Source organism: Streptomyces sp. NBC_01618 (assembly GCF_045209435.1).
Lineage (GTDB): Bacteria > Actinomycetota > Actinomycetes > Streptomycetales > Streptomycetaceae > Streptomyces.
Genome location: NZ_CP109297.1, coordinates 926988 through 947587 on the forward strand (window position 1 = coordinate 926988; position 20600 = coordinate 947587).

General features: G+C 70.0%; 23 protein-coding genes, 3 pseudogenes and 1 riboswitch. Of the genes and pseudogenes, 16 read left to right on the forward strand and 10 right to left on the reverse strand.

Features of this window, described 5'->3' with window-relative positions; translation table 11 throughout:
* Positions 1 to 28: 28 nt before the first annotated feature.
* Entirely contained in the window at positions 29 to 415 is a 387-nt protein-coding gene (locus tag OH735_RS04445; protein ID WP_406379637.1) for an ArsR/SmtB family transcription factor, read from the reverse strand.
* Positions 416 to 784: 369 nt separating this feature from the next.
* On the opposite strand from OH735_RS04445, the pseudogene OH735_RS04450 reads away from it, so the two are divergent.
* The 6 genes and pseudogenes from OH735_RS04450 to OH735_RS04475 all read left to right on the forward strand — a co-directional run.
* A pseudogene (locus tag OH735_RS04450) lies at positions 785 to 913 on the forward strand (sensor histidine kinase); the annotation flags it as partial.
* Positions 910 to 1572 (forward strand): response regulator, encoded by a 663-nt coding sequence (locus OH735_RS04455; protein ID WP_406379639.1) that lies wholly within the window; start codon positions 910 to 912, stop codon positions 1570 to 1572. The pseudogene OH735_RS04450 and the gene OH735_RS04455, both read left to right, overlap by 4 nt.
* Positions 1573 to 1975: 403 nt before the next feature.
* Positions 1976 to 2290, forward strand: a complete 315-nt coding sequence (locus tag OH735_RS04460) for a hypothetical protein (protein WP_406386401.1) — start codon at positions 1976 to 1978, stop codon at positions 2288 to 2290.
* 143 nt (positions 2291 to 2433) lie between these two features.
* A pseudogene (locus tag OH735_RS04465) lies at positions 2434 to 4025 on the forward strand (IS1182 family transposase).
* A 145-nt stretch (positions 4026 to 4170) separates the two neighbouring features.
* Complete coding sequence (locus tag OH735_RS04470; RefSeq protein ID WP_406379641.1) at positions 4171 to 4908, forward strand: lysophospholipid acyltransferase family protein; 738 nt, start codon at positions 4171 to 4173, stop codon at positions 4906 to 4908.
* Between the two features lie 64 nt (positions 4909 to 4972).
* Positions 4973 to 6022 carry an NAD-dependent epimerase/dehydratase family protein gene (locus OH735_RS04475; RefSeq protein ID WP_406379643.1) on the forward strand — a complete coding sequence of 350 codons (1050 nt, stop codon included), beginning with the start codon at positions 4973 to 4975 and terminating at the stop codon, positions 6020 to 6022.
* 83 nt (positions 6023 to 6105) lie between these two features.
* On the opposite strand, the gene OH735_RS04480 is transcribed toward OH735_RS04475, so the two are convergent.
* From OH735_RS04480 to OH735_RS04495, 4 genes and pseudogenes are all read right to left on the reverse strand, one after another.
* Positions 6106 to 7683, reverse strand: coding sequence for an alpha/beta hydrolase (locus OH735_RS04480; protein ID WP_406379645.1), 1578 nt, complete (start codon positions 7681 to 7683; stop codon positions 6106 to 6108).
* A 157-nt stretch (positions 7684 to 7840) separates the two neighbouring features.
* Positions 7841 to 8464: an urease accessory protein UreD gene (locus OH735_RS04485; RefSeq protein ID WP_406379647.1), complete on the reverse strand. Its 624-nt coding sequence runs from the start codon at positions 8462 to 8464 to the stop codon at positions 7841 to 7843.
* Between the two features lie 52 nt (positions 8465 to 8516).
* Positions 8517 to 8636: pseudogene (locus tag OH735_RS04490) on the reverse strand (urease subunit beta); the annotation flags it as partial.
* Between the two features lie 232 nt (positions 8637 to 8868).
* Complete coding sequence (locus OH735_RS04495) at positions 8869 to 9153, reverse strand: type II toxin-antitoxin system Phd/YefM family antitoxin (protein ID WP_406379649.1); 285 nt, start codon at positions 9151 to 9153, stop codon at positions 8869 to 8871.
* Positions 9154 to 9261: 108 nt separating this feature from the next.
* Here OH735_RS04495 and OH735_RS04500 point away from each other — a divergent pair, with 108 nt between their 5' ends.
* From OH735_RS04500 to OH735_RS04510, 3 genes are all read left to right on the forward strand, one after another.
* Positions 9262 to 9897, forward strand: a complete 636-nt coding sequence (locus OH735_RS04500) for an ATP-dependent Clp protease proteolytic subunit (RefSeq protein ID WP_406386402.1) — start codon at positions 9262 to 9264, stop codon at positions 9895 to 9897.
* Positions 9898 to 9904: 7 nt separating this feature from the next.
* Complete coding sequence (locus OH735_RS04505) at positions 9905 to 10213, forward strand: hypothetical protein (protein ID WP_406379651.1); 309 nt, start codon at positions 9905 to 9907, stop codon at positions 10211 to 10213.
* Positions 10214 to 10598: 385 nt separating this feature from the next.
* A riboswitch (cyclic di-AMP (ydaO/yuaA leader) is annotated at positions 10599 to 10782 on the forward strand.
* Between the two features lie 3 nt (positions 10783 to 10785).
* Complete coding sequence (locus OH735_RS04510) at positions 10786 to 11259, forward strand: C40 family peptidase (protein WP_406379653.1); 474 nt, start codon at positions 10786 to 10788, stop codon at positions 11257 to 11259.
* Between the two features lie 43 nt (positions 11260 to 11302).
* Here the strand turns inward: OH735_RS04510 and OH735_RS04515 are convergent, their stop codons facing one another.
* Together OH735_RS04515 and OH735_RS04520 are read right to left on the reverse strand one after the other, a co-directional pair.
* The gene (locus tag OH735_RS04515; RefSeq protein ID WP_406379655.1) at positions 11303 to 11875 is read right to left on the reverse strand and encodes a dienelactone hydrolase family protein; all 573 of its coding nucleotides are present in this window, start codon (positions 11873 to 11875) and stop codon (positions 11303 to 11305) included.
* Positions 11876 to 11918: 43 nt separating this feature from the next.
* Positions 11919 to 12428 carry an ATP-binding protein gene (locus tag OH735_RS04520; RefSeq protein WP_406379657.1) on the reverse strand — a complete coding sequence of 170 codons (510 nt, stop codon included), beginning with the start codon at positions 12426 to 12428 and terminating at the stop codon, positions 11919 to 11921.
* Positions 12429 to 12643: 215 nt separating this feature from the next.
* Here OH735_RS04520 and OH735_RS04525 point away from each other — a divergent pair, with 215 nt between their 5' ends.
* The gene (locus tag OH735_RS04525; protein WP_406379659.1) at positions 12644 to 13504 is read left to right on the forward strand and encodes a helix-turn-helix domain-containing protein; all 861 of its coding nucleotides are present in this window, start codon (positions 12644 to 12646) and stop codon (positions 13502 to 13504) included.
* Positions 13505 to 13529: 25 nt separating this feature from the next.
* A complete protein-coding gene (locus tag OH735_RS04530) occupies positions 13530 to 13736 on the forward strand; it encodes a DUF397 domain-containing protein (protein ID WP_406379661.1) in 207 nt (68 codons plus the stop codon).
* Here OH735_RS04530 and OH735_RS04535 read toward each other — a convergent pair.
* Entirely contained in the window at positions 13729 to 14871 is a 1143-nt protein-coding gene (locus tag OH735_RS04535) for an 8-amino-7-oxononanoate synthase (RefSeq protein ID WP_406379662.1), read from the reverse strand. The genes OH735_RS04530 and OH735_RS04535 overlap by 8 nt on opposite strands.
* Before the next feature lie 142 nt (positions 14872 to 15013).
* Here OH735_RS04535 and bioB point away from each other — a divergent pair, with 142 nt between their 5' ends.
* From bioB to OH735_RS04555, 4 genes are all read left to right on the forward strand, one after another.
* Positions 15014 to 16294: a biotin synthase BioB gene (gene bioB / locus OH735_RS04540; protein ID WP_406379664.1), complete on the forward strand. Its 1281-nt coding sequence runs from the start codon at positions 15014 to 15016 to the stop codon at positions 16292 to 16294.
* Complete coding sequence (locus tag OH735_RS04545) at positions 16287 to 17591, forward strand: adenosylmethionine--8-amino-7-oxononanoate transaminase (RefSeq protein WP_406379666.1); 1305 nt, start codon at positions 16287 to 16289, stop codon at positions 17589 to 17591. Before bioB ends, OH735_RS04545 begins: the two co-directional genes overlap by 8 nt.
* Position 17592: 1 nt before the next feature.
* The gene (gene bioD, locus OH735_RS04550; protein WP_406379667.1) at positions 17593 to 18300 is read left to right on the forward strand and encodes a dethiobiotin synthase; all 708 of its coding nucleotides are present in this window, start codon (positions 17593 to 17595) and stop codon (positions 18298 to 18300) included.
* A 69-nt stretch (positions 18301 to 18369) separates the two neighbouring features.
* Complete coding sequence (locus OH735_RS04555) at positions 18370 to 19047, forward strand: class I SAM-dependent methyltransferase (protein WP_406386404.1); 678 nt, start codon at positions 18370 to 18372, stop codon at positions 19045 to 19047.
* 132 nt (positions 19048 to 19179) lie between these two features.
* On the opposite strand, the gene OH735_RS04560 is transcribed toward OH735_RS04555, so the two are convergent.
* Together OH735_RS04560 and OH735_RS04565 are read right to left on the reverse strand one after the other, a co-directional pair.
* Positions 19180 to 19551, reverse strand: a complete 372-nt coding sequence (locus OH735_RS04560; protein WP_093551070.1) for a fic family toxin-antitoxin system, toxin component — start codon at positions 19549 to 19551, stop codon at positions 19180 to 19182.
* A complete protein-coding gene (locus tag OH735_RS04565; RefSeq protein ID WP_030921856.1) occupies positions 19548 to 19775 on the reverse strand; it encodes a hypothetical protein in 228 nt (75 codons plus the stop codon). The genes OH735_RS04560 and OH735_RS04565 overlap by 4 nt, the downstream gene beginning before the upstream one ends.
* A 224-nt stretch (positions 19776 to 19999) precedes the next feature.
* On the opposite strand from OH735_RS04565, the gene OH735_RS04570 reads away from it, so the two are divergent.
* A complete protein-coding gene (locus OH735_RS04570) occupies positions 20000 to 20446 on the forward strand; it encodes a GNAT family N-acetyltransferase (protein ID WP_406379669.1) in 447 nt (148 codons plus the stop codon).
* Positions 20447 to 20600: the final 154 nt, after the last annotated feature.

Below are 20600 nucleotides of genomic sequence, written 5' to 3' on the forward strand. Positions count from 1 at the left end.
CTGAGCGGAAACCCGCCTTCCCGGCCCCTCAGTGGTCTCGGGCGCCGGCCCCGCGGAGCGCGCGCACCGGTGCGGACGTAGCATCGGCGCGCGCGGTCAACTGGCCGACCATCAGCCGCACCACGGTCACGGTATCGGGGTCGTCCACGAAGTAGACCATCCGTCGGCCCTCGCGACGGGAACGCACGAGACCGGCGAGCTTCAGCTTCGTCAGGTGCTGGCTGACGGCGGGCAGCGCGCCGCCCACCCGCTCCGCGAGTCCGCTCACATCACTCTCGCCCCGGGCCAGCGTCCACATGATGTGCAGCCGCGCCGAGGACGCCAGCAGCCCGAAGGCCGCGGCCGCCTCCGCGAGTACCTCGGCAGGCGGGTCCTCGAAGCTGTCGACGCCTGTCGCCACCGTCGTCCCTCCCATTTCCCGGGGTCGCTTGCGAACCTTCCCAGTTTAGACCGCCGTCCAGAACCCCGAACGATGTCGGCCGCCTGCCGGTGAGCCGGTCCACGCCCACGGGCCGCCAGACGTTCCGGCGCAACCAGCGCCGCCCGCGCCGACCAGCATCCAGAGCAACTTCGGCAACGTACGGCCGTGTTGGAGCATCAAGCGGACTCTGAGGCGGTGCCGGGGCCTCTTGCCGAGCGGCTGTACAGGAGTCTTCCGCACGCCTGTGTTCTCAGGCCGAAGCCCACAGCCGTGACCGCGTCACCGGCTGCGAAAGCGCCCCCATGAGCCCGGCCACCGACGAACGCGCGCGTATTCGCGCAGCCATCGACCGGATCTTCAGCGACGTCCGGCGTCGGGCTGCTCGGCATGCGCGAACGCGTCACTGCCCTCGGCGGTCGCCTGCATGCGGAACCGCGCAGCGAGGGCGGCTTCACCGTCCACGCTGAACTCCCCGCGGACGGAACATCATGATCCGCGTCCTGCTGGTCGACGACCAGCCACTCCTGCGCAGCGGATTCCGCGCGCTCCTCGACCTTGAAGACGACATCGAGGTGGTGGCCGAGGCCGCCGACGGGCGCGAGGGCCTGGCCCTCGCCAAAGAGCACCTGCCCGACATCGCGCTCATCGACATCCAGATGCCGGTCCTCGACGGCATCGAGGCGACGCGGCTCATCGCCGCGGACCCAACCCTGGCCGGGGTACACGTCGTCATCCTGACCAACTACGGCTTGGACGAGTACGTCTTCGACGCGCTGCGCGCCGGCGCTGCCGGATTCCTCGTCAAAGACATCGTGCCGGAGGACTTCCTCCACTCCGTACGTGTCGCCGCACGCGGCGACGCCCTGCTCGCACCGTCGATCACCCGCAAGCTCATCAACCGGTACGTCACCCAGCCCCTCCATACCGGCACCGCCACGGAGCTGGACGGGCTGACCAGCCGCGAACGCGAGGCCGTCGCCCTGGTCGCGCAGGGCCTGACCAACGACCAGATCGCCGCACACATGGTGATCAGCCCACTGACCGCAAAAACCCACATCAATCGGGCCATGGCCCAACTCCACGCCCGCGACCGCGCCCAACTCGTGGTCCTCGCCTACGAATCCGGCCTGGTCACCCCGCGCAACCGCTGACACCGACGGCCCGCAGCCGCCGGTCAACTCCGCCGTGATCCGCTCGGTTTCCACCCACGGCCGCTCGGCCCGATTCCGAGCCTCGGCTGCCATCAGACCCAGCACCGACGCCATCGACTCGAAGGTCAAGGCCGGGACCGGGACGGCGTCGAGCCGCCAGGTCAATTGCCTGGGGGCGACGAAGAATCGGAAGCCGATATCGGTTTCGTCACTTCTCACAAGGGGGTGCCCGGGTAGTAGGCCGGCACGCCGAACGAAGTGAAGCCGATCGCCCCGCGCAGGTCCGCCCTTGCCGCCACTGTGGCGACCACAGCGCGCCGCCTGGGCTTACTCGACGACAACTTCCACGCCCTGTACGCGGACCGGCCCCGCGCCGCGCGCGAAATGCGTCGCCGTGCTGCGCATGGAGGCCGGTCGTACGCCTCACGACCCCGCGCTGAACGCACTGGTCGGCGCACTCGGCGTCCGCGACCCGGACTTCCGCGCATGGTGGGCCGGCCACCAGGTGCGCGGTCCACGGCAGCTCACCAAGACCTACCTCCACCCGGTCGTCGGCGCCCTCACCCTCGACGTCCAGCAGTTCTCCGTCGACATCCACCCCGACCAACAGCTCACCGCCTACACCACGGAACCCGGCTCGTCCTCCCACGAGGCACTCCGATTCCTCCTGCAGTGGTCGGCAGCCGACACCGGCCGCGGCACAGAGAGCCCGGCCTGACGCCGGGTCGCCAAAGGCGGCACAGCGCCGGCGTCGACGCGCCCGAGGACCAATACACAAGACGTCAGCTGCACCTAGAAGACTGCTGAAAATCTTTTGCGTTCTGGCCCCGGACCGGCAGGTCCGGGGCCAGTCTTGTGAGCATGCAGGGGGAATGGGCCGGGGAGATGGTCGGGCCGGATGTGTGGGAGACCTGCCGGGAGTTGATCCCGGCAGGGAGTGTGTTCGCTTTCCTGGCCGAGCATCGTGAGGTGCTGTTCCCGCCAGAGTTCTTCGCGGACATGTATCCGTCGGCCAACGGACGGCCGTCGTTGCCGCCGCAGGTGCTGGCCGCGACGGTGGTACTGCAGAGCCTGCAGGGGCTGTCGGACTTCGAGACAGTCCAGGAACTGCGGTGTGACCTGCGCTGGAAGGCCGCCTGCGGGCTGGGCCTGTACGACACCGCCTTCGATCCCTCGCTGCTGACCTATTTCCGGCGCCGGCTCGCCCGCTCGGCCGACCCGACGCGGATTTTCACCAAGGTCAAAGAGGTGGTGACTGCCACCGGTGTCCTCAGAGGAAAGCAGCGCCGGGCGCTGGACTCCACCGTCCTGGACGATGCGGTGGCCACTCAGGACACCGTCACCCAGATCGTGGCCGCGATCCGCCGGGTGATCCGTGAGGTCCCCGGCGCCGGCGAGGTCGCCGGCCGGTGGTGTACTGCTCACGACTACACCGACCCCGGCAAACCCAGGATCGCCTGGAATGACGAAGCCGCCCGCGAGGCGCTGGTCGACGCCCTGGTGACCGACGCGCTCAACATGCTCGGCCGTCTTCCCGAGCGTGAGCTGGGCGAGCGGGCCGCGAACGCGGTGGGCCTTCTCGCCCTCGTCGCAGGCCAGGACGTGGAGCCGGCCGAGGACTCCGACGGCCGCGACGGACGCTGGCGCATCGCCATGCGCACCGTGCCCGACCGGACGGTGTCCACCGTCGACCCCGATGCCCGGCACATCCACAAGAACCGAACCCGCCACCAGGAGGGCTTCAAAGGGCACGTGTCCTTCGAGCCAGAGGCCGGACTGTTCACTGCCGTCGCGTTAACCAGCGGCTACGGGCCGGACAACCACGAGGCCGCCGTCGCGCTGGACCTGCTGGCCGACGAAGACCACAGCGAGGGCGAGACGCTGACCGTGCTCGGCGATTCCGCCTACGGCACCGGCGACCTGCGTGAACAACTGACCGCCCAGGGCCACGTCCTGGTGGTCAAGCCGCCGCCGTTGCGGCAGGCCGTCCCCGGAGGCTTCACCATCGACGACTTCCACGTCGACACCGACGCCGCCACCGTGACCTGCCCGGCCGGACAGACCGCGAACCTGGGCCGCACCAAGGCCGACGGGGCCGCACCGCCCAGTTCAAACGGCTGTGCACCGGCTGCCCGCTGCGGGAACGCTGCACAACCTCCAAGACCGGACGGGTTATCAACGTCCACCCTCAGCACGAACTGCTGACCGCAGCCCGCGTCCAGGCCGCCACCGACACCGCCTGGCAGGACGAATACCGCCGATGGCGGCCCCCGGTCGAACGCGCCATCGCCTGGCTCGTCGCCCACGGCAACCGCAGAGTCCGCTACCGAGGCGTCATCGCCAACAACATCGCACTCCACCACCGCGCCGCCGCCCTCAACCTCCGCCGACTGATCAACCTCGGACTCACCCGCACCAACACCACCTGGCACCTCGCCCCGGCCACCCCATGACGAAGAAGGGGCCGCCCGGCCTACGGCCAAACAGCCCCTCAACAAGATTTTCAGCAGTCTTCTAGGCTGTCCTCCCCTGTGAGGTGTCCGCCGACCTCGCGGGATGCAGCCCTGGAGCCTATCCGACCGAGCTGGGAGCCGCCCCGTGTTCTATCACGTGCTCAAATACGTCTTTATCGGGCCGCTTCTCCGGCTGTTCTTCCGCCCCAGGATCGAGGGTCTGGAGCACATCCCGGAGCATGGCGCGGCCATCGTCGCCGGTAACCATCTGTCGTTCTCCGACCATTTTCTGATGCCCGCGATCCTCAAACGGCGCATCACGTTCCTCGCCAAGGCGGAGTACTTCACCGGGCCGGGAGTGAAGGGGCGGCTGACGGCGGCCTTCTTCCACAGCATCGGCCAGATTCCGGTGGACCGGTCCGGCAAGGAGGCAGGGCAGGCGGCGATCCGCGCAGGGCTCGGGGTGCTGAGCAGGGGCGAGCTGCTGGGGATCTATCCCGAGGGCACCCGTTCGCACGACGGCCGGCTCTACAAGGGCAAGGTCGGCGTGGCCGTGATGGCGATCAGGGCGCAGGTGCCGGTGGTGCCGTGCGCGATGGTCGGCACGTTCGAGATCCAGCCGCCGGGACAGGTCGTTCCGCGCATCAAGCGGGTCACCATCCGCTTCGGCGAGCCGCTGGACTTCTCCCGCTATGCCGGTCTGGAGAACCAGAAGGCGGCGATCCGGGCCGTCACCGACGAGATCATGTACGCGATCCTCACGCTCTCCGGCCAGGAGTACGTCGACGAGTACGCGGCCAAGGTGAAGGCCGCGCAGGACGAGCACACCAGGCAGACCAAGCAGTCCGGGCAGTCGAAGAAGTTCCCGAAACTGCGACGCTGACGGCGGATCCGCGCAGGGTGAACTCCGCTCGTCCGGGCCGCGGTCCGGGCCTAGCGTGCCTCTCATGACCAAGGGAAACGCATGGGTTCTGGGAGCGACGGGACAGATCGGGCGAGCGGCCGTACGGGCGCTCGTCGAGGACGGCTGGGAGGTGACGGCCGCTTCCCGCGGCGGCGGCCGGGACGCGCGGTGGGACGACGCGGTGCGCACGAAGGCTCTCGACCGGAACGAGGACGGGGCGCTCGCGGCCGCCCTGGGCGACGGTTGTGACGTACTGGTCGACATGGTGGCGTACGGCGCGGACCACGCCCGGCAGCTGACCGGCCTCGCGGACCGGATCGGTTCGGCGGTGGTCATCTCCAGCGGTGCGGTGTACGAGGACGATCAGGGGCGCAGCTTCGATACGCAGGACGAGCCCGATGGATTTCCCCGGTACCCCGTGCCGATCCCGGAGACCCGGCGCACCGTTCCGGCCCGTGATGCCACCTACGGGACGCGGAAGGTCCAGCTGGAGCAGGATCTACTGGCGGTGGGGAACGCGCTGCCGGTCACGCTGTTGCGCGCGGGGGCGATTCACGGGCCGTACTGCCGCTCCCCGCGCGAGCTGTACTTCGTGAAGAGGCTGCTGGATGGCCGGGAGCGACGGGTGCTCTCGTACGAAGGCGCGTCCCGGTTCCACCCGGTTCATTCCGCCAACCTGGCCGAGCTGATCCGGCTCGCCGCCGGGCGGCCGGGTTCGCGGGTGCTCAATGCCGGGGATCCGCAGGCGCCGACGGTCGCGGAGATCGGCGCGGCCGTCGACGCGGTGCTCGGCCGGAGCACCGAGACCGCGCTGATGGCGGGCGCACCCGGGGAGGACGGCGTCGGGGAGACGCCGTGGAGCTGCCCCCATCCCGTCGTGTACGACATGGCGGCCGCCGAGCGGGAGCTCGGGTACCGGCCGGTGACGGGTTACGCTCAGTCGCTTCCGGAGACGGTCGAGTGGATCGCCGCGCAACTGGCGGGCAGGGACTGGACGGAGGCCTATCCCGCCGTGCTGCGGTCGTACGGGGCGAAGCTCTTCGACTACGCGGCGGAGGACGCCTGGCTTGCGGCGTACGACCGGCAGGCATGAGGCGGAACCGGTGACGCGAGAACGGGCGGCCGGTGGTTCCGGGGCCGCCCGTTCCCGTTACTCGGGACCGCTGGGTGTGACCGCTACGGCTTGGGTGTGGCGTGCGGGGCGCACGTCACGTCGTCGCGGTCGGTCCTGCCCGTGAGCAGGTAGGTGTCCACCCGCTCGTTGATGCAGGGGTTGACCAGACCGGTGACACCGTGCGAGCCGGCGTCCCGTTCCGTGATCAGGCGCGAGCCCTCGAAGCGCTTGTGCAGTTCGACGGCGCCCTGGTACGGGGTGGCGGCGTCACGCGTGGACTGCACGATCAGCACCGGGGGCAGGCCCTTGCCGGTCTTGACGTTCACCGGGGTCTGCTGCTTGGCCGACCAGGTCGCACAGGGCAGGTTCATCCAGGCGTTGGCCCAGGTCATGAACGGGTAGTCCTTGTGCAGCCTGGTGTTGTCGCGGTCCCACTTCTGCCAGCTGGTGGGCCACTTGGCGTCCGTGCACTCGACGGCCGTGTACACGGCGTTGCCGTTCTCCGAGGAGATGTTCCCCGCGGTGTCCGACATGTTCGGGGCCGCCTCGTCGACCAGTGCCCGGGTGTCGCCGCCCAGGTAGTCGCTCCAGGTCTGGGCGACGAGCGCCCAGGTGGAGTCGTAGTACGGCGCGTTCTGGAAGAAACCGATGAGTTCGGCGGGGCCGACGACGCCACCGATCGGGTTCTTCTTGGCACTGGCGCGCAGCTTCAGCCACGCCTCCTCGACCTTCGCGGGGGTGTTGCCGATGTGGAAGGCGGAGTCGTTCTCGGCGACCCATGCCTTCCAGTCGTCCCAGCGCTTCTGGAAGGCGATGTCCTGGTTGAGGTTGGCCTGGTACCAGATGTTGTCCTTCGACGGGTCGACGACACTGTCGACGACCATGCGGCGGACGTGGGTCGGGAAGAGCGTGCCGTAGACCGCGCCGAGATAGGTGCCGTAGGAGACGCCCAGGTAGTTGAGCTTCTTCTCACCGAGGGCGGCGCGGATGACGTCCAGGTCGCGTGCGGTGTTCGGCGTGGTCATGTGCGGCAGCATGTCGCCGCTGCGTTCGGCGCAGCCGTCCGCGTACTCGGCTGCGAGCTTGCGCTGGGCACGCTTGTCGGCTTCGGAGTCGGGTACGGGGTCGGCCTTCGGGGCCTTGACGAACTCCTGGGGGTCGACGCAGGAGATCGGCGCGGAGTGGCCGACGCCCCGCGGGTCGAAGCCCACGAAGTCGTAGGCCTTCGCCGTGTTCGCCCAGAGGGGGTTCTCGTTGGTGATCCGGGTCGGGAACCGCAGCCCCGAACCGCCGGGGCCGCCCGGGTTGTAGAGCAGGGCGCCCTGCCGCTCGACCTTGGTGCCGGTGCTGACGTGCCGGTCGACGGCGAGCTTGATCTGCTTGCCGTCGGGCCTCGCGTAGTCGAGCGGTACGGTCACCCAGCCGCACTGGATCGGCTTGGCCAGGGCCCAGTCGGCCGGACAGTCCTTCCAGTCGATGCCGGCCCTGGCCGCCCGTGCCGCGGCGAGCTCGACACCATGCGCCTCGGAACCTTGGTGGTGACGGCTTTCGGCCGTGGCCGCCGGTGCGGATATCGCGCCCGCTATGAGCGTGCCCGCGATCAGAGCGCCGGCCGAGCCGAGCGCTGCTGTGCGTCTCAAGTGGAACCTCCCCCATATCTGAAGCGCCGCCGGTGGCGGCGCGGTTCATTCGGGACCTCCCGCGGATCCTGTCGTCTGTGAGGTTCCTGGGAACAGGCCACACACCCACTTCTTTACCGAATCCATAACCGGACATCCGTGTCCCGCTGAGCGGTGTTCAGCCTGCCGGGGTGTGGAGTACGTCGTTCAGAGCCTCGTTCAGGGCCCTGCGCAGCAGGCGAGCGTCGGGGGCGACCGCGGTCACCAGCACACCCGGACCGGCGAGCGGGGTGAGGACTGCCGTTGGTCCCAGCAGGCGCGCTTCGGGGCATTTCTCACTGAACGCCAGGTCTACGACGAGGAGTTGACCGACGGCTCGATGGCCGCCCAGTACGACCGCGCCGTCCCGTCCTTGGGGTGCTCCCGGCCCGTACGCGACCTGCTGGTCGATCAGCGGACGGCCGGCGCGACGCACGGTGAGGCGACTGGTGAAGGTGCCGGTCCTCTCGCCGTGCCGGCCGAGGATCTGCTCCTCGCGCAGCACCAGCCTTGCGGTGGGGGCGAGTTCGACGCGCGTGGTCATGCGCAGGGCACTGCCGTGCGCCGAGACGGGTTGCTCCGGCAGTTGGCAGAGCCCGCCCTGCTCCCCCACGCTCAACTCGATGTCATACGTGGCGGGTTCGGCGGCCGGCCCCGGCCCCGGCAGGGCGATGGTCGCCGCCGCCGAGCCGACGGTGAGCCGGGCGCCGTCCCCGACCCACGCCTCGATGGCGAGCCGGTCGCCGTCGAGCGGTGCGCTCATGACTCCGACGACGGTGACCCGGGCGTACGGGCCGTTTCCGGCCCGGGTCCGGCAGGCCGGGGACGATGCGCCGTCCGGCGAGGGGAACGAGTTCGACGTCGACGGGTATGCCGGGTTCGAAGCGCACGGCCGTTCCGGCGGCGACGTTGAGACGCAGACCGTGGGCGGCCGCACCACACACCCTGCCCTCGAACAGCCCACGCGGCACCCGGCCGAGCGGCACATCGGGGGCCGGTGCCCCGGAGCCACCCTGGCAGCCCGGCCCCCGTTCAGGCATGCCGCAGCGCCCCCGAAGCCCCGCCACGGCCGGGGGCGCTGCGGCATTCCACGTCACGGGTCGTCGGCGGCACCCTCAGGCGCCGAGCCCGGGCTGCGAGCTCAGGCGTCAGGCCCGGACGCCGCGCTCAGGCGCCGGGCTCGGAATGCCCCCGGTGTTCCGCCGCGATGCCGAAACGCCTCCGTTCGCCGGGAGCGGACACGGAGGAGCCGATCGAGGAGACCGAGCTGATCACCTGCTCCTCGTCCGCCGCCCCTCCGTTTTCGAGTCGCTCCAGGTCAGCGGCCGAAACGAGCGCCACGAGGGGCTTGCCGTGCCGTGTCACGACCACTCGCTCGCCGCCGTAGACGACGCGGTTGATCAGTTCGGCGAGCTCAGCTCGGGCTTGCGTCACCGGAATCTCGTAGGCCATGCTCCCCATCATAACCTTCTGTACGTCCTGTACATTTTTTACAGGTGCTCGCACAGAGTCCGCTCACGCGAATCCCGTACAGATCCCGGAGGAGAGGCATCGTTCATGCTGTTCCGTCCTGCCGCCCGCTACGTGCTGCCCGAGTTCACCGAGCGCACGACCAACGGGACCCGCACCCTCGACCCGTACTCCAAGCTGCTCGCCGAACGGATCGTCTTCCTCGGCACCCCGGTCGACGACACCGCCGCCAATGACCTGGTCGCCCAGTTCATGTATCTGGAACACGCCGCCCCGGACCGGCCCATCTCCCTCTACATCAACTCCCCCGGCGGCTCGTTCGGGGCCATGTCGGCGATCTACGACACGATGGAGTACCTCACCTGCGAGGTGGAGACCTACTGCCTCGGTCAGGCAGGTTCCTGCGCGTCGGTGCTGCTCGCGGCGGGCGCTCCCGGCAGGCGGCACGCGCTGCCTGGGGCGCGGGTCGTCGTACAGCAGCCCGCGCTCACCGATCCGGTGCAGGGCCAGCCCTCCGATCTGGAGATCGAGGCGCGGGAGTTGGAACGGGTCCACGAGATGCTCACCTCACTGCTGGCCCGCCATACCGGCCGCGGCGCCGAGCAGATCGCCTCCGACATCGAGCGCGATCTCATCCTCGACGCCCCCGGCGCCAAGGCGTACGGCCTGGTGGACCACATCATGGAGAACCGGAAGTCGTCACTCCCGCCGCACGGCGCACGGTGAACGCCCGATGCGACCACCGGAGTTGCCACCACTGCCCGCGCTGACCCGCGCCGAGGGCGAGTTCATCGACCGCTATCTCGAAGTCCTCGACCAACTGGGCCGGATCAACCCGGCCCGCGGCGACGACACCTACTCCGCACTGCGGGCCGCACAGGCACTGGCCTCACGGGCGGGCGCGCTGCGGGACGCCCTCACGTTGATGCACGAGCGCGGCGAAGCACGGATCCACGCCGCCACCCTGGCCCGGGCGCTGCGGGTGCTGGACGGAGAACGGCGGGCCGGACGCGTCACCGTACCCCCCGATCCGACGAGTTGATCAACCGATTTTCCGCCGGGCCGGCCGGGACCAGCCGGGCTCCCCGCAACCCGCCCCGGCCGGAGGCACCCAACTCCCCTTCGCGACACGCCCGGTGGTCGCATCGAAATTCCTAGCTCTTTCGGCGTAGAAAGTCCCTCTCGCGAGAGATTTCTCCACTTGCGTTCTTCGAGTGGACAATGAGCGGAATCTGGGATTCCAGCCCTGGTACGGGACCGGTCCGAACAACCGTCGGCGCTCTCGGAATCGTCGGCTCCACCCGAACGGGTCAGCCATGAGGAGACTCACGATTCGTCGTTTCTCCTCGGAAATCCGGCAGTCGGTGAGTCAAGATCCCTGGGACGACAAGCCCCCGCCACAGCGACGGGGCGGTCCGGGCGGACGCCGAGTCCTGCCGCCGTCCGGATGTCTGGTCGACAGAAGTGGATCGGCAGGAGTGGAGGACCCGAGCACAACGGGTCGGCCGGATCACCGGTCGACCCTCGGGGTGAAGCCGCCGAGCGCGGCCGGGCAACTTCGCCAGCCCGAACCCGACAGGTCATCCTTCACAGGCGGCTGACGAAGGGTTGCGCATGACTGCGCAGGTTCATGTCCCGTCTCTGCTCGCCCGGGCCGGCACGGCCTCGGTTCTGACTCTGGCCGCCGTCGGCGGCACCATGCTCGCCCCGGGCGCCGCAACGGAGGCCCAGGCGGCAACTCTCTCCATGAAGGCGCTCAAGGTCGCCGCGTCCAAGAAGGGGTCGCCGTACAGGTGGGGGGCCATCGGCCCCAACCGCTTCGACTGCTCGGGGCTGACGGCTTATTCGTTCAAGAAGGCCGGCAAGAAGCTCCCCCGCACGGCCCAGCAGCAGTACAACAAGACCCGCCACATCCCGGCCTCGCACAGGCAACGCGGCGATCTGGTCTTCTTCCACTTTGGCCGCCACGTCTACCACGTGGGGATCTACGCCGGTCACGGCAAGATCTGGCACTCGCCGAGGACCGGTGCGGTGGTCCGGCTGGAGAAGATCTGGACGAAGCGCGTCTCTTACGGTCGGGTCCGCTGACGCGGTGGCGAGAGCGGGTGATCGGGCGGCCGCCGGGCGCAGCTCACCGGGAGCGGAGGAACGTCCGCGTGCGGTCGAGGAGCAGCGTGGCAGCCTCGGCGTCGTAGGAGGGCAGCGAGCTGTCGGCGAACAGGTGCTGGTCGCCCGGGTAGAGGTACAGCTCGGCGTCGGGGGCCTCGTCGACGAGTGCGCGGGCGGCGTCCGCGTCGCCCTCGGTGGTGAACAGACGGTCCTCCTCCATGGCGTGGATGCGGACCGGTACCTGCGATGGCCACGTTCCGAAGAAGGAGCTCGGCACGCACGAGTGGACGAATACGGCGCCGCGTGCGCCGGGCCGCGTCTGCGCCAGCTTCTGCGCGGGCAGCACACCGAGGGAAAATCCGATGCAGACCAGCCCCGCCGGTGAGTCGGCCACCGCCCGCGTGCCGCGATCGAGTATGTCCTCGACGCCGATCTGTTCCGCATACGCCAGCCCCGCCTCCAGGGTGTCGAACGTACGGCCGTCGTACAGGTCGGGCGTACGCACGGTGAACCCGTCACCGCGCAGTTCGTCGGCAAAGGCAGTCACGCCCGGGGTAAGGCCCTGAGCATGATGAAACAGTACGACTTCGGTCACCGTGCGTCTCCAACTGCCTTTGGACAAGGATCGGTCCGTCAATCTAGCGCGTTGCCCCAGGTGTTCGGTCGGCGAGCGAGCCGTCGGCCTGCCCGGGGAACGCGACGGATCGGGAGGCCCGTCTGTTCTGTACGGGGATGCTCCACGGGAGCGCGATCCAGACCGTCTTGCCGCCGTCGGCGGTGAGGGCGACGGTGAGCCGGCCTCCGCACTCCTTGGCCGGGGAGCGGATGATCACCATGCCCCGTCCGTTGTCCTGCTGGATGGCGGCGGGCAGCCGCCGGGGCCAGCGCGGGTGACTGTCCGTCACCCCCAACTGCAGCTGTTCCTCCCGCTCCAGCCTCAGGTCCACGGTGAAGGTGGGCGACTGTCCGAAGGTGTGCTGAACGGCGTTGGTCGCGAGCTCCGAGACGATGAGCCGAATGCCGTCGGCGAACTCCGTCGCGGTGGCCAGGCCCCATTCGGTGAGCACCCGGTCCACATATCTCCGAGCCACCGCGACCGAGACCGGCTCGCTCGGCAGAGTGATGCTTGCTTCTTGGTGCTCTGCCATGGCGAGCCGTCCCTTTCCACCCGGACCGACTCGCCATCGGTCCCGGTTGTGCTTCGCGCCAGATTGCCATTGATGCTGCCCCTCCGGCGGCGATCCACCAAGATATGCATATATCTGTCGCTCAATGCGGTGAACCCTGCCCCGCAAAACCGTATGCGGGCGTCACACTGTCCGCTCGGCAGGAGAAGGAGCGGGAAAAGGGAGGGAGGCCGCCGATGCGGCACGGTCCCGTGGTACGACGCCGCAAGCTCGGGGAGGAGTTGCGGAGTCTGCGGCTGGCGTCGGGGCTGACCAGCCGGGACGCCGGGCGGATGCTCGGCTGGCACCAGTCGAAGGTGAGCCGGATCGAGACCGGTGTCAGTGGAGTGCGGCCGGCCGACGTGGCACGGCTGCTGGACGCGTACGGTGTGGACGACCCGCAACTGCGGACGCTCCTGGAGGGCCTGGCGGGTTCGGCGGGCGGTGGCGGCACCGGCTGGTGGCATGCGTATCGCGGTCTGATTCCGCCCCAGTACCGCGACTTCATCAGCCTGGAGTCCCAGGCGCGGACCGCGCGCACCCTGGAGACCTCGGTGGTGCCCGGGCTCCTGCAGACGGCGGACTACGCCCGTGCGGTGACCCGGGCGTCGCTGGACGGGTTACCCGCGGGCCAGTTGGACTCCCTGGTGGAGGTACGGCTCGCCCGGCAGGGGGTGCTGCGGACCGATCCGCCACTGCGGCTGAGCGCGGTGCTCGACGAGGCGGTACTGCGGCGCCGGGTCGGCGGGCGCCGAGTGATGAGAAACCAGCTGCGCCATCTGACCCGCGTGGCTCAACTTCCCCACGTTCAGCTTCAGTTGCTTCCGTTCTCGGTCGGTGAATATGCCGGCCTCACCGGCCCTTTCGTTATCTTCTCATTTCCGAACACTTCTGATCTGGACGTGGTAGTTCTCGACCATTTGACGAGTAGCCTCTATCTGGAGCGGAAAGAAGACCTTGAGGCGTACAGCTCGGCCTTCCGCACGATGCAGGCGCACGCGCTGTCGCCGCAGCACTCGTTGGACCTCATCGCCGCGATCGATCGCGACGATCAGTGACCCCGGACCGCCCGAGGAGGGCGTCATGTCGGACTGCTTCGCACAGCATTCGTTACGGTGGCGGCGCAGCAGCCGCAGCACGGGGATGAACAACTGCGTGGATGCCGCGCCGTTCGGTGACGGACGGCTGGCCGTGCGGGACTCCAAGGATGTGTCCAGGCCACCGCTGCGATTCTCGGCGGCGGCCTGGACCTCTTTCGTCTCCGGCCTGCACCGGGGTCCGGTCAGCTGACCGGAGCGGTCCGCCGCACGATCGCCACCGCGTCGGCGATCTGTTCCTCGGTCAGATCGGCGCGCGCGGTCAGCCGCAGCCGGGAGACGCCGTCCGGCACCGACGGCGGCCGGAAGCATCCCACCGCGATCCCGGCGGTACGGCAGTCGGCCGCCCAGCGCACCGCCGCGTCCGCCGAGGGCGCGCGTACCGAGACCACGGCGGCGTCGGGGCGTACCGCGGTCAGGCCGGCGGCGGTCAGCCGCTCGAACAGCGCGGTGGCCACGTCCCGGACCCGTTCGGCGCGCTCCGGCTCGCGGCCGAGCAGCCGCAGGCTGCCCAGTGCGGCGCCCGCGGCGGCCGGCGCGAGCCCCGTGTCGAAGATGAAGGTCCGGGCCGTGTTGACGAGGTGCTCGATGACCCGGGCCGGACCGAGGACCGCTCCACCCTGACTGCCCAGGGACTTGGAGAGGGTGAGCGTGGTGACGATGCCGTCGCCGCCCGCGAGACCGGCGGCAGCGAGCGCACCCCGGCCGCCGCCCCCCAGCACGCCCAGGCCGTGCGCGTCGTCGACGAGCAGTGCGGCGCCCTCCGTCCGGCAGGCGTCGGCCAGTTCGGGCAGCGGCGCGGCGTCGCCGTCGACCGAGAAGACGGAGTCGGTGACCGCCAGCGCACGGCCGTCGTGTGTCTGCAGGGCCTTGCGCACGGCGTCGGGATCGGCGTGCGGCACGACGGCGGTCTCGGCCCGGGAGAGCCGGCAACCGTCCACGATCGAGGCGTGGTTGCCCGCGTCGGAGACGATCAGCGAGCCGCGGCCGGTGAGCGCGGTGAGGGCGGCGAGATTGGCCGCGTACCCCGATGACAGGACCAGGGCCGCCTCGAACCCGCAGAATTCGGCCAGTTCGTGTTCGAGTTCGGCGTGCAGGGCGGTGGAGCCGGTGACGAGGCGCGATCCGGTCGCACCCGCACCCCACCGGCGGGCGGCCTCGGCGGCGGCAGCGGTGACCTCGGGGTGCCGGGTCAGGCCCAGATAGTCGTTGCTCGCGAGATCCAGGAGTTCTGGTTCGGCGGGCCGGGGGCGGAGCGTACGGACGAGTCCGGCGTCCGCGCGGCGGCGCGCCTCGTCGTCGATCCAGTCGAACGGGGCGAAGGACATGAGCGGTCCCTTTTGTAGGCAGCTCACAGACCCTAGCCGGGGGCGCAGCAGGTCATGGTGTGGCAATACACACACCATCGGCGGACTCTGCTGTCCGGTTCCTCCTTGGCTGCGGGCCGTGCCGTAGGCCAGGATCGACGTCATGGACCTCCTGAACACGCTGGTGGACAAGGGGCTGCGGCGCGAGCTGCCGACCCGCGAAGAAGCACTCGCCGTACTGGCGACCTCGGACGACGATCTGCTCGACGTGGTGGCCGCGGCCGGAAGGGTGCGCCGTCAGTGGTTCGGGCGGCGCGTGAAACTGAACTATCTGGTCAACCTCAAGTCCGGGCTCTGCCCCGAGGACTGCTCGTACTGCTCGCAGCGGCTCGGCTCGAAGGCCGAGATCCTCAAGTACACCTGGCTGAAACCGGATGAAGCGTCGAAGGCCGCCGCGGCCGGGGTGGCGGGTGGCGCCAAGCGGGTGTGTCTGGTGGCGAGCGGCCGCGGACCGACGGACCGTGATGTCGACCGGGTGTCGCAGACCATCGAGGCGATCAAGGAGCGACACGAGGGCGTGGAGGTGTGCGCCTGTCTCGGTCTGCTCTCCGACGGACAGGCCGACCGGCTGCGTTCGGCGGGCGCCGACGCGTACAACCACAACCTCAACACGTCCGAGGGGACGTACGGGGACATCACCACCACCCACACCTACGCGGACCGGGTGGAGACCGTGCAGCAGGCGCAGGCCGCCGGGCTCTCGGCGTGCTCCGGGCTGATCGCCGGGATGGGCGAGAGCGACGCCGATCTGGTCGATGTCGTCTTCTCGCTGCGGGAGCTGGACCCGGACTCGGTGCCGGTGAACTTCCTGATCCCGTTCGAGGGAACCCCGCTGGCCAAGGAGTGGAACCTCACCCCGCAGCGGTGCCTGCGCATTCTGGCGATGGTCCGGTTCGTCTGCCCGGACGTGGAAGTCCGGCTCGCGGGCGGACGCGAGGTGCATCTGCGCTCGATGCAGCCGCTCGCCCTGCACCTGGTCAACTCGATCTTCCTGGGCGACTACCTGACCAGTGAGGGGCAGGCGGGGCAGGCGGATCTGGACATGATCGCGGACGCCGGTTTCGAGGTGGAGGGAGCGGGCACGACGACGCTGCCCGCGCACCGTGCGCCGGCGGGTGGCGGCTGCGGTTCGCACGACGACGGATGCGGCTCGGCGCACGACGACGGATGCGGTGCGGCGCACGACGGCGGATGCAGCTCGCATGACGCCGGACGCGGTGCGGCGCACGACGGCGGATGCAGCTCGCATGACGCCGGACGCGCGCCGTGCGGCGACGCGCCCGGGGATGCCGTGGCCGAACCCGGCGAGGTCCCGGCGGCGCGCACGGATCTGGTGGCGGTGCGCCGTCGCGGTGCGGGCACGGATCTCGCTCCCAATGCCTGAGGCCCTCGCCCCGGCCGAGCTGCGGTCCCTGGACCGGGCCCACGTCTGGCATCCGTACGGCCCCATGCCGGGACGTCAGGAGCCGCTGGTCGTGGAGTCCGCGTCCGGGGTACGGCTCCGGCTGGCCGAACCGGCCCACGGGCAGCAGGAACTGGTCGACGGCATGTCGTCGTGGTGGTCGGCGGTGCACGGCTACAACCACCCGGTGCTCAACGAGGCGGCGCGCGGCCAGTTGGACCGGATGAGCCATGTGATGTTCGGCGGGCTCACCCATGAGCCCGCCGTGCGGCTGGCCACCCGGCTGGTCGAGATCACCCCCGAGCCGCTGCGGCACGTCTTCCTCGCCGACTCGGGTTCGGTGTCGGTCGAGGTCGCGGTCAAGATGTGCCTGCAGTACTGGCGCTCGGCCGGGCGGCCGGCCAAGCAGCGGCTGCTGACCTGGCGCGGCGGATACCACGGGGACACCTGGCAGCCGATGTCGGTGTGCGACCCCGAGGGCGGCATGCACGAGCTGTGGTCGGGCGTGCTGCCCCGGCAGATCTTCGCGGACGAGCCACCGGCCGGTTTCGACGCGGAGCCGGATGCCGCGTACGCCCGTCATCTGCGCGAACTGATCGCGGAGCACGCCGACCGGCTGGCCGCGGTGATCGTAGAGCCGGTGGTGCAGGGCGCGGGCGGTATGCGGTTCCACTCCCCCGCCTATCTGCGGGTGCTGCGCGAGGCGTGCGACGCGCACGACGTGCTACTGGTGTTCGATGAGATCGCCACGGGGTTCGGCCGTACGGGGAAGCTGTTCGCCGCCGGGCACACGGGGATCTCGCCCGATGTCATGTGCGTGGGCAAAGCGCTGACCGGCGGCTACCTGACGATGGCGGCGACGCTGTGCACCTCTCGGGTGGCGGAAGGTATCTCGCGCGGCGACGTGCCGGTGCTGGCCCACGGACCGACGTTCATGGGCAATCCGCTCGCCTCCGCGGTGGCGTGCGCCTCGATCGACCTGCTGCTCGGCCAGGACTGGGAGCGGGAGGTCCGGCGGATCGGCACGGGGCTGCGGGAAGGTCTCGCCCCGGCGGCAAAGCTGCCCGGCGTGCGGGACGTGCGGGTGCTGGGCGCGATCGGCGTCGTACAGCTCGACCACGAGGTGGACATGGCTGCCGCGACCCGGGCGGCGGTGCGGGAGGGCGTGTGGCTGCGGCCGTTCCGCGATCTCGTCTACACGATGCCGCCGTATGTGACCGGTGACGACGATGTGGCGCGGATCTGCCGCGCCGTGTGCGCGGCTGCGCGGGAGGGCTGAGATGACGGTTCTGGTGGTGACGGGTACGGGCACGGAGATCGGCAAGACGGTGGTGACCGCGGCCGTGGCGGCGGCCTACCGGGATCGCCGCGTCGCGGTGCTCAAGCCCGCGCAGACCGGGCTGGCCCCGGGCGAGCGCGGGGATGCCGCCGAGGTCGTGCGGCTGGCGGGCGGCCAGGTGACCGCGGTCGAACTCGCCCGTTTCCCCGAGCCGTTGGCCCCGGCCACGGCCGCCCGCAGGGCCGGTCTCCCACCGGTACGGCCGTACGAGATCGCCGAGGCCGCCGGGAAGCTGGCGGCCGAACACGATCTGGTGCTGGTCGAGGGTGCGGGCGGACTGCTCGTGCGGTTCGACGACGAGGGCGCGACCCTCGCCGACGCGGCCCGGCTGCTGACCGCACCGGTCCTGGTCGTGACGCAGGCGGGACTGGGCACGCTCAACGTCACGGCCCTGACCTCGGAGGCCCTGCGGGCCCGGGGGCTGGAGTGCCTCGGCGTGGTGGTGGGCAGCATGCCCGCCGAGCCGGACCTCGCGGCGCGCTGCAATCTGTCGGACCTTCCGGTGGCGGCGGGTGCCCCGCTGCTGGGCGCGGTCCCGGCCGGTGCGGGGGCGCTGGAGCCGGCCGTTTTCCGTGCACAGGCCGGGAGTTGGCTGGCTGCGGAGCTGGGCGGGAACCGACCGCCGGACGAGCGGCTGAGCCGTGCGTGACGGGGGAGAATCGAAGTAGCCGTACCTTGCGGGTCGAGTGCCGTGTCGAGGAGGTCCGTCATGCGCGTCATGCGTCTTCGCAGCACGAAAATCCCGGAGGACGCGGTACACCACCCCGTCTTCGCCCGGCTCTACGCCCGGATGAGCGTGGCGGCGGAGACCGGGGCCGGGCTGGCCGCGGTGCGCTCTGAGCTGTTGGCCGGTCTGTCCGGCCGGGTCATCGACATAGGTGCGGGCAACGGCCTGAACTTCGCGCACTACCCGCCCGCGGTATCGGAGGTGGTGGCCATCGAACCCGAGCGCAGCCTGCGGCAGTTGGCGGTGGCGTCGGCACTGCGTGCCGGAATTCCGGTGGATGTGGTGCCGGGCACGGCGGAGGCCCTGCCGGTGAAGAGCGAGGCGTTCGACGGAGCGGTCACCTCGCTGGTGCTGTGCACCGTACGGAATGTGGAGCGATCGCTCGCGGAGATCGTGCGGGTGCTGCGGCCCGGCGCCGAGCTGCGCTTCTTCGAGCATGTGCGAGCCGACGACCGGGTGATGGCAGCCACCCAGCGGGCACTGGACCGTACGGTCTGGCCGCTGCTGATGGGCGGGTGTCATACGGCGCGCGACACCCTGGCCGCCATCGAGAGGGCCGGGCTCACGGTCGAGGCCTACCGGCGGGTCAGGATGCCGGACTGGGGAATCCCGCTGCCCACGTCCGACTGCGTGCTGGGCGTGGCCCGGCGGTCGGCCGTGGTGGACTGATCCATCGGTTCGCCGCCGCGTATCCCACAGCGCGCACCGGAAACGTACAGCCCACTGGGCGCACTGGGCACGTACAGCCCACTACGCGCACCGGAATCGTCCCGCTGGCCGGGGACCTCCGGGCCGGAGACCTCACAGACTCCACTGGCGCAGTTCGTCGGCGATCGCCCGGACGTCCGCCTTGCCCTCCTTCACCAGTCGGGCCAGGTCACGCACCTGCTCGGGCGAGGTGATGACCTTCAGCCCGGAAGCGACGAGGTAGCCGTACGCGACAGCCGAGGAGAACATCGCGTTGGAGTGTTCGAGCGCGGGGACGTGGAGCAGCAACTGCAGAAGGGCCGCGGCCCTGGAGTGCGGGTCGCTGTAGACGGGGCTGCCGAAGATCTCGGCTTCATGGCGGGCCACCGCGGCCACGAGCGCACCCCAGTCCACGACCTGCGGATCGCCGGGGGTCTTGTGCTCGGCCACCATGAGCAGCCAGGAAAGGTCGATCTGGAGATTCAACGCGTGCCTTTGCGCTCCGGGCCGAACTCCTCGGCGAACACCGACTCGTACTGCTTCATGAAGTCGGCCGCGGCTTCGACAAAGGTGTGTCCGACCTCGCCCGCATCCTGCTTCACGAGCTCCTCTATGTAGCGGTTCACGCTCATCCCCCTCTGCAGCGCGCGCTGTCGCGCGGCCTCGGCGGTGGCCTCGTCCACTCTCACGTTCAGCTGAGTCTTCGGCACAGCATCACGCTAGCGCGGGTGTGCTAGCACCAGCAAGAGGAACCATACGGTGCCCCGTACACCGGTCGTGCGTGACCGCACCGGTCACCGCGTCGACCGCACCCGTCGCCGTGGACCGCACCGGTCGTCCACGACCACGCGGCCGTGCGTGCCGACCCGTCCGTCCGTGACCACATGGCGGAATTCGTTCGTCGCTCCCGCCGTCCCGGTGATGGGATCCCGGCATGAACAACCTCTATGCCGACAAGCACGACCTCGTCGTACGGGCCGCGACACCGGCCGACCTCGACTCCGTCCTCGCCTTCTGGAAGGTGGCGGCCGAGGGAACGAGCATCAGTGACGACCGGGACGGGGTCGAGCGGCTGGTCGCCCGTGATCCGCAGGCGCTGATCCTCGCCGAGTCCGACGGCGTACTCGCCGGCACGGTGATCGCCGGGTTCGACGGCTGGCGGTGCCACCTGTACCGGCTCGCGGTCCATCCCGACCGACGGCGCCGAGGTGTCGGCAGCGCGCTGCTCGCCGCCGCGGAGGAACGCTTCGTGCGGCTGGGCGGGCGACGTGGCGACGCGATGGTGCTCGACCGCAATGAACTGGCGCAGCATGCCTGGCGCGCCGCGGGCTACGGGCCCGAGCCGCAGTGGAGCCGTTGGGTGAAACCCCTCACGGACTGAAGCGGTGATCACCCGAAAAGAGCACCCTTCTTTGCCGATCCTTTACGATAAGTGGACTCCTGACCGATCCTTCCGAAAGGTGTGAGCGTCCGCGCATGGGCGAGCCCCCCAGTAGTCGACAGTCCCGGCACCGAGCAATCCTCCCGCCCCTGCC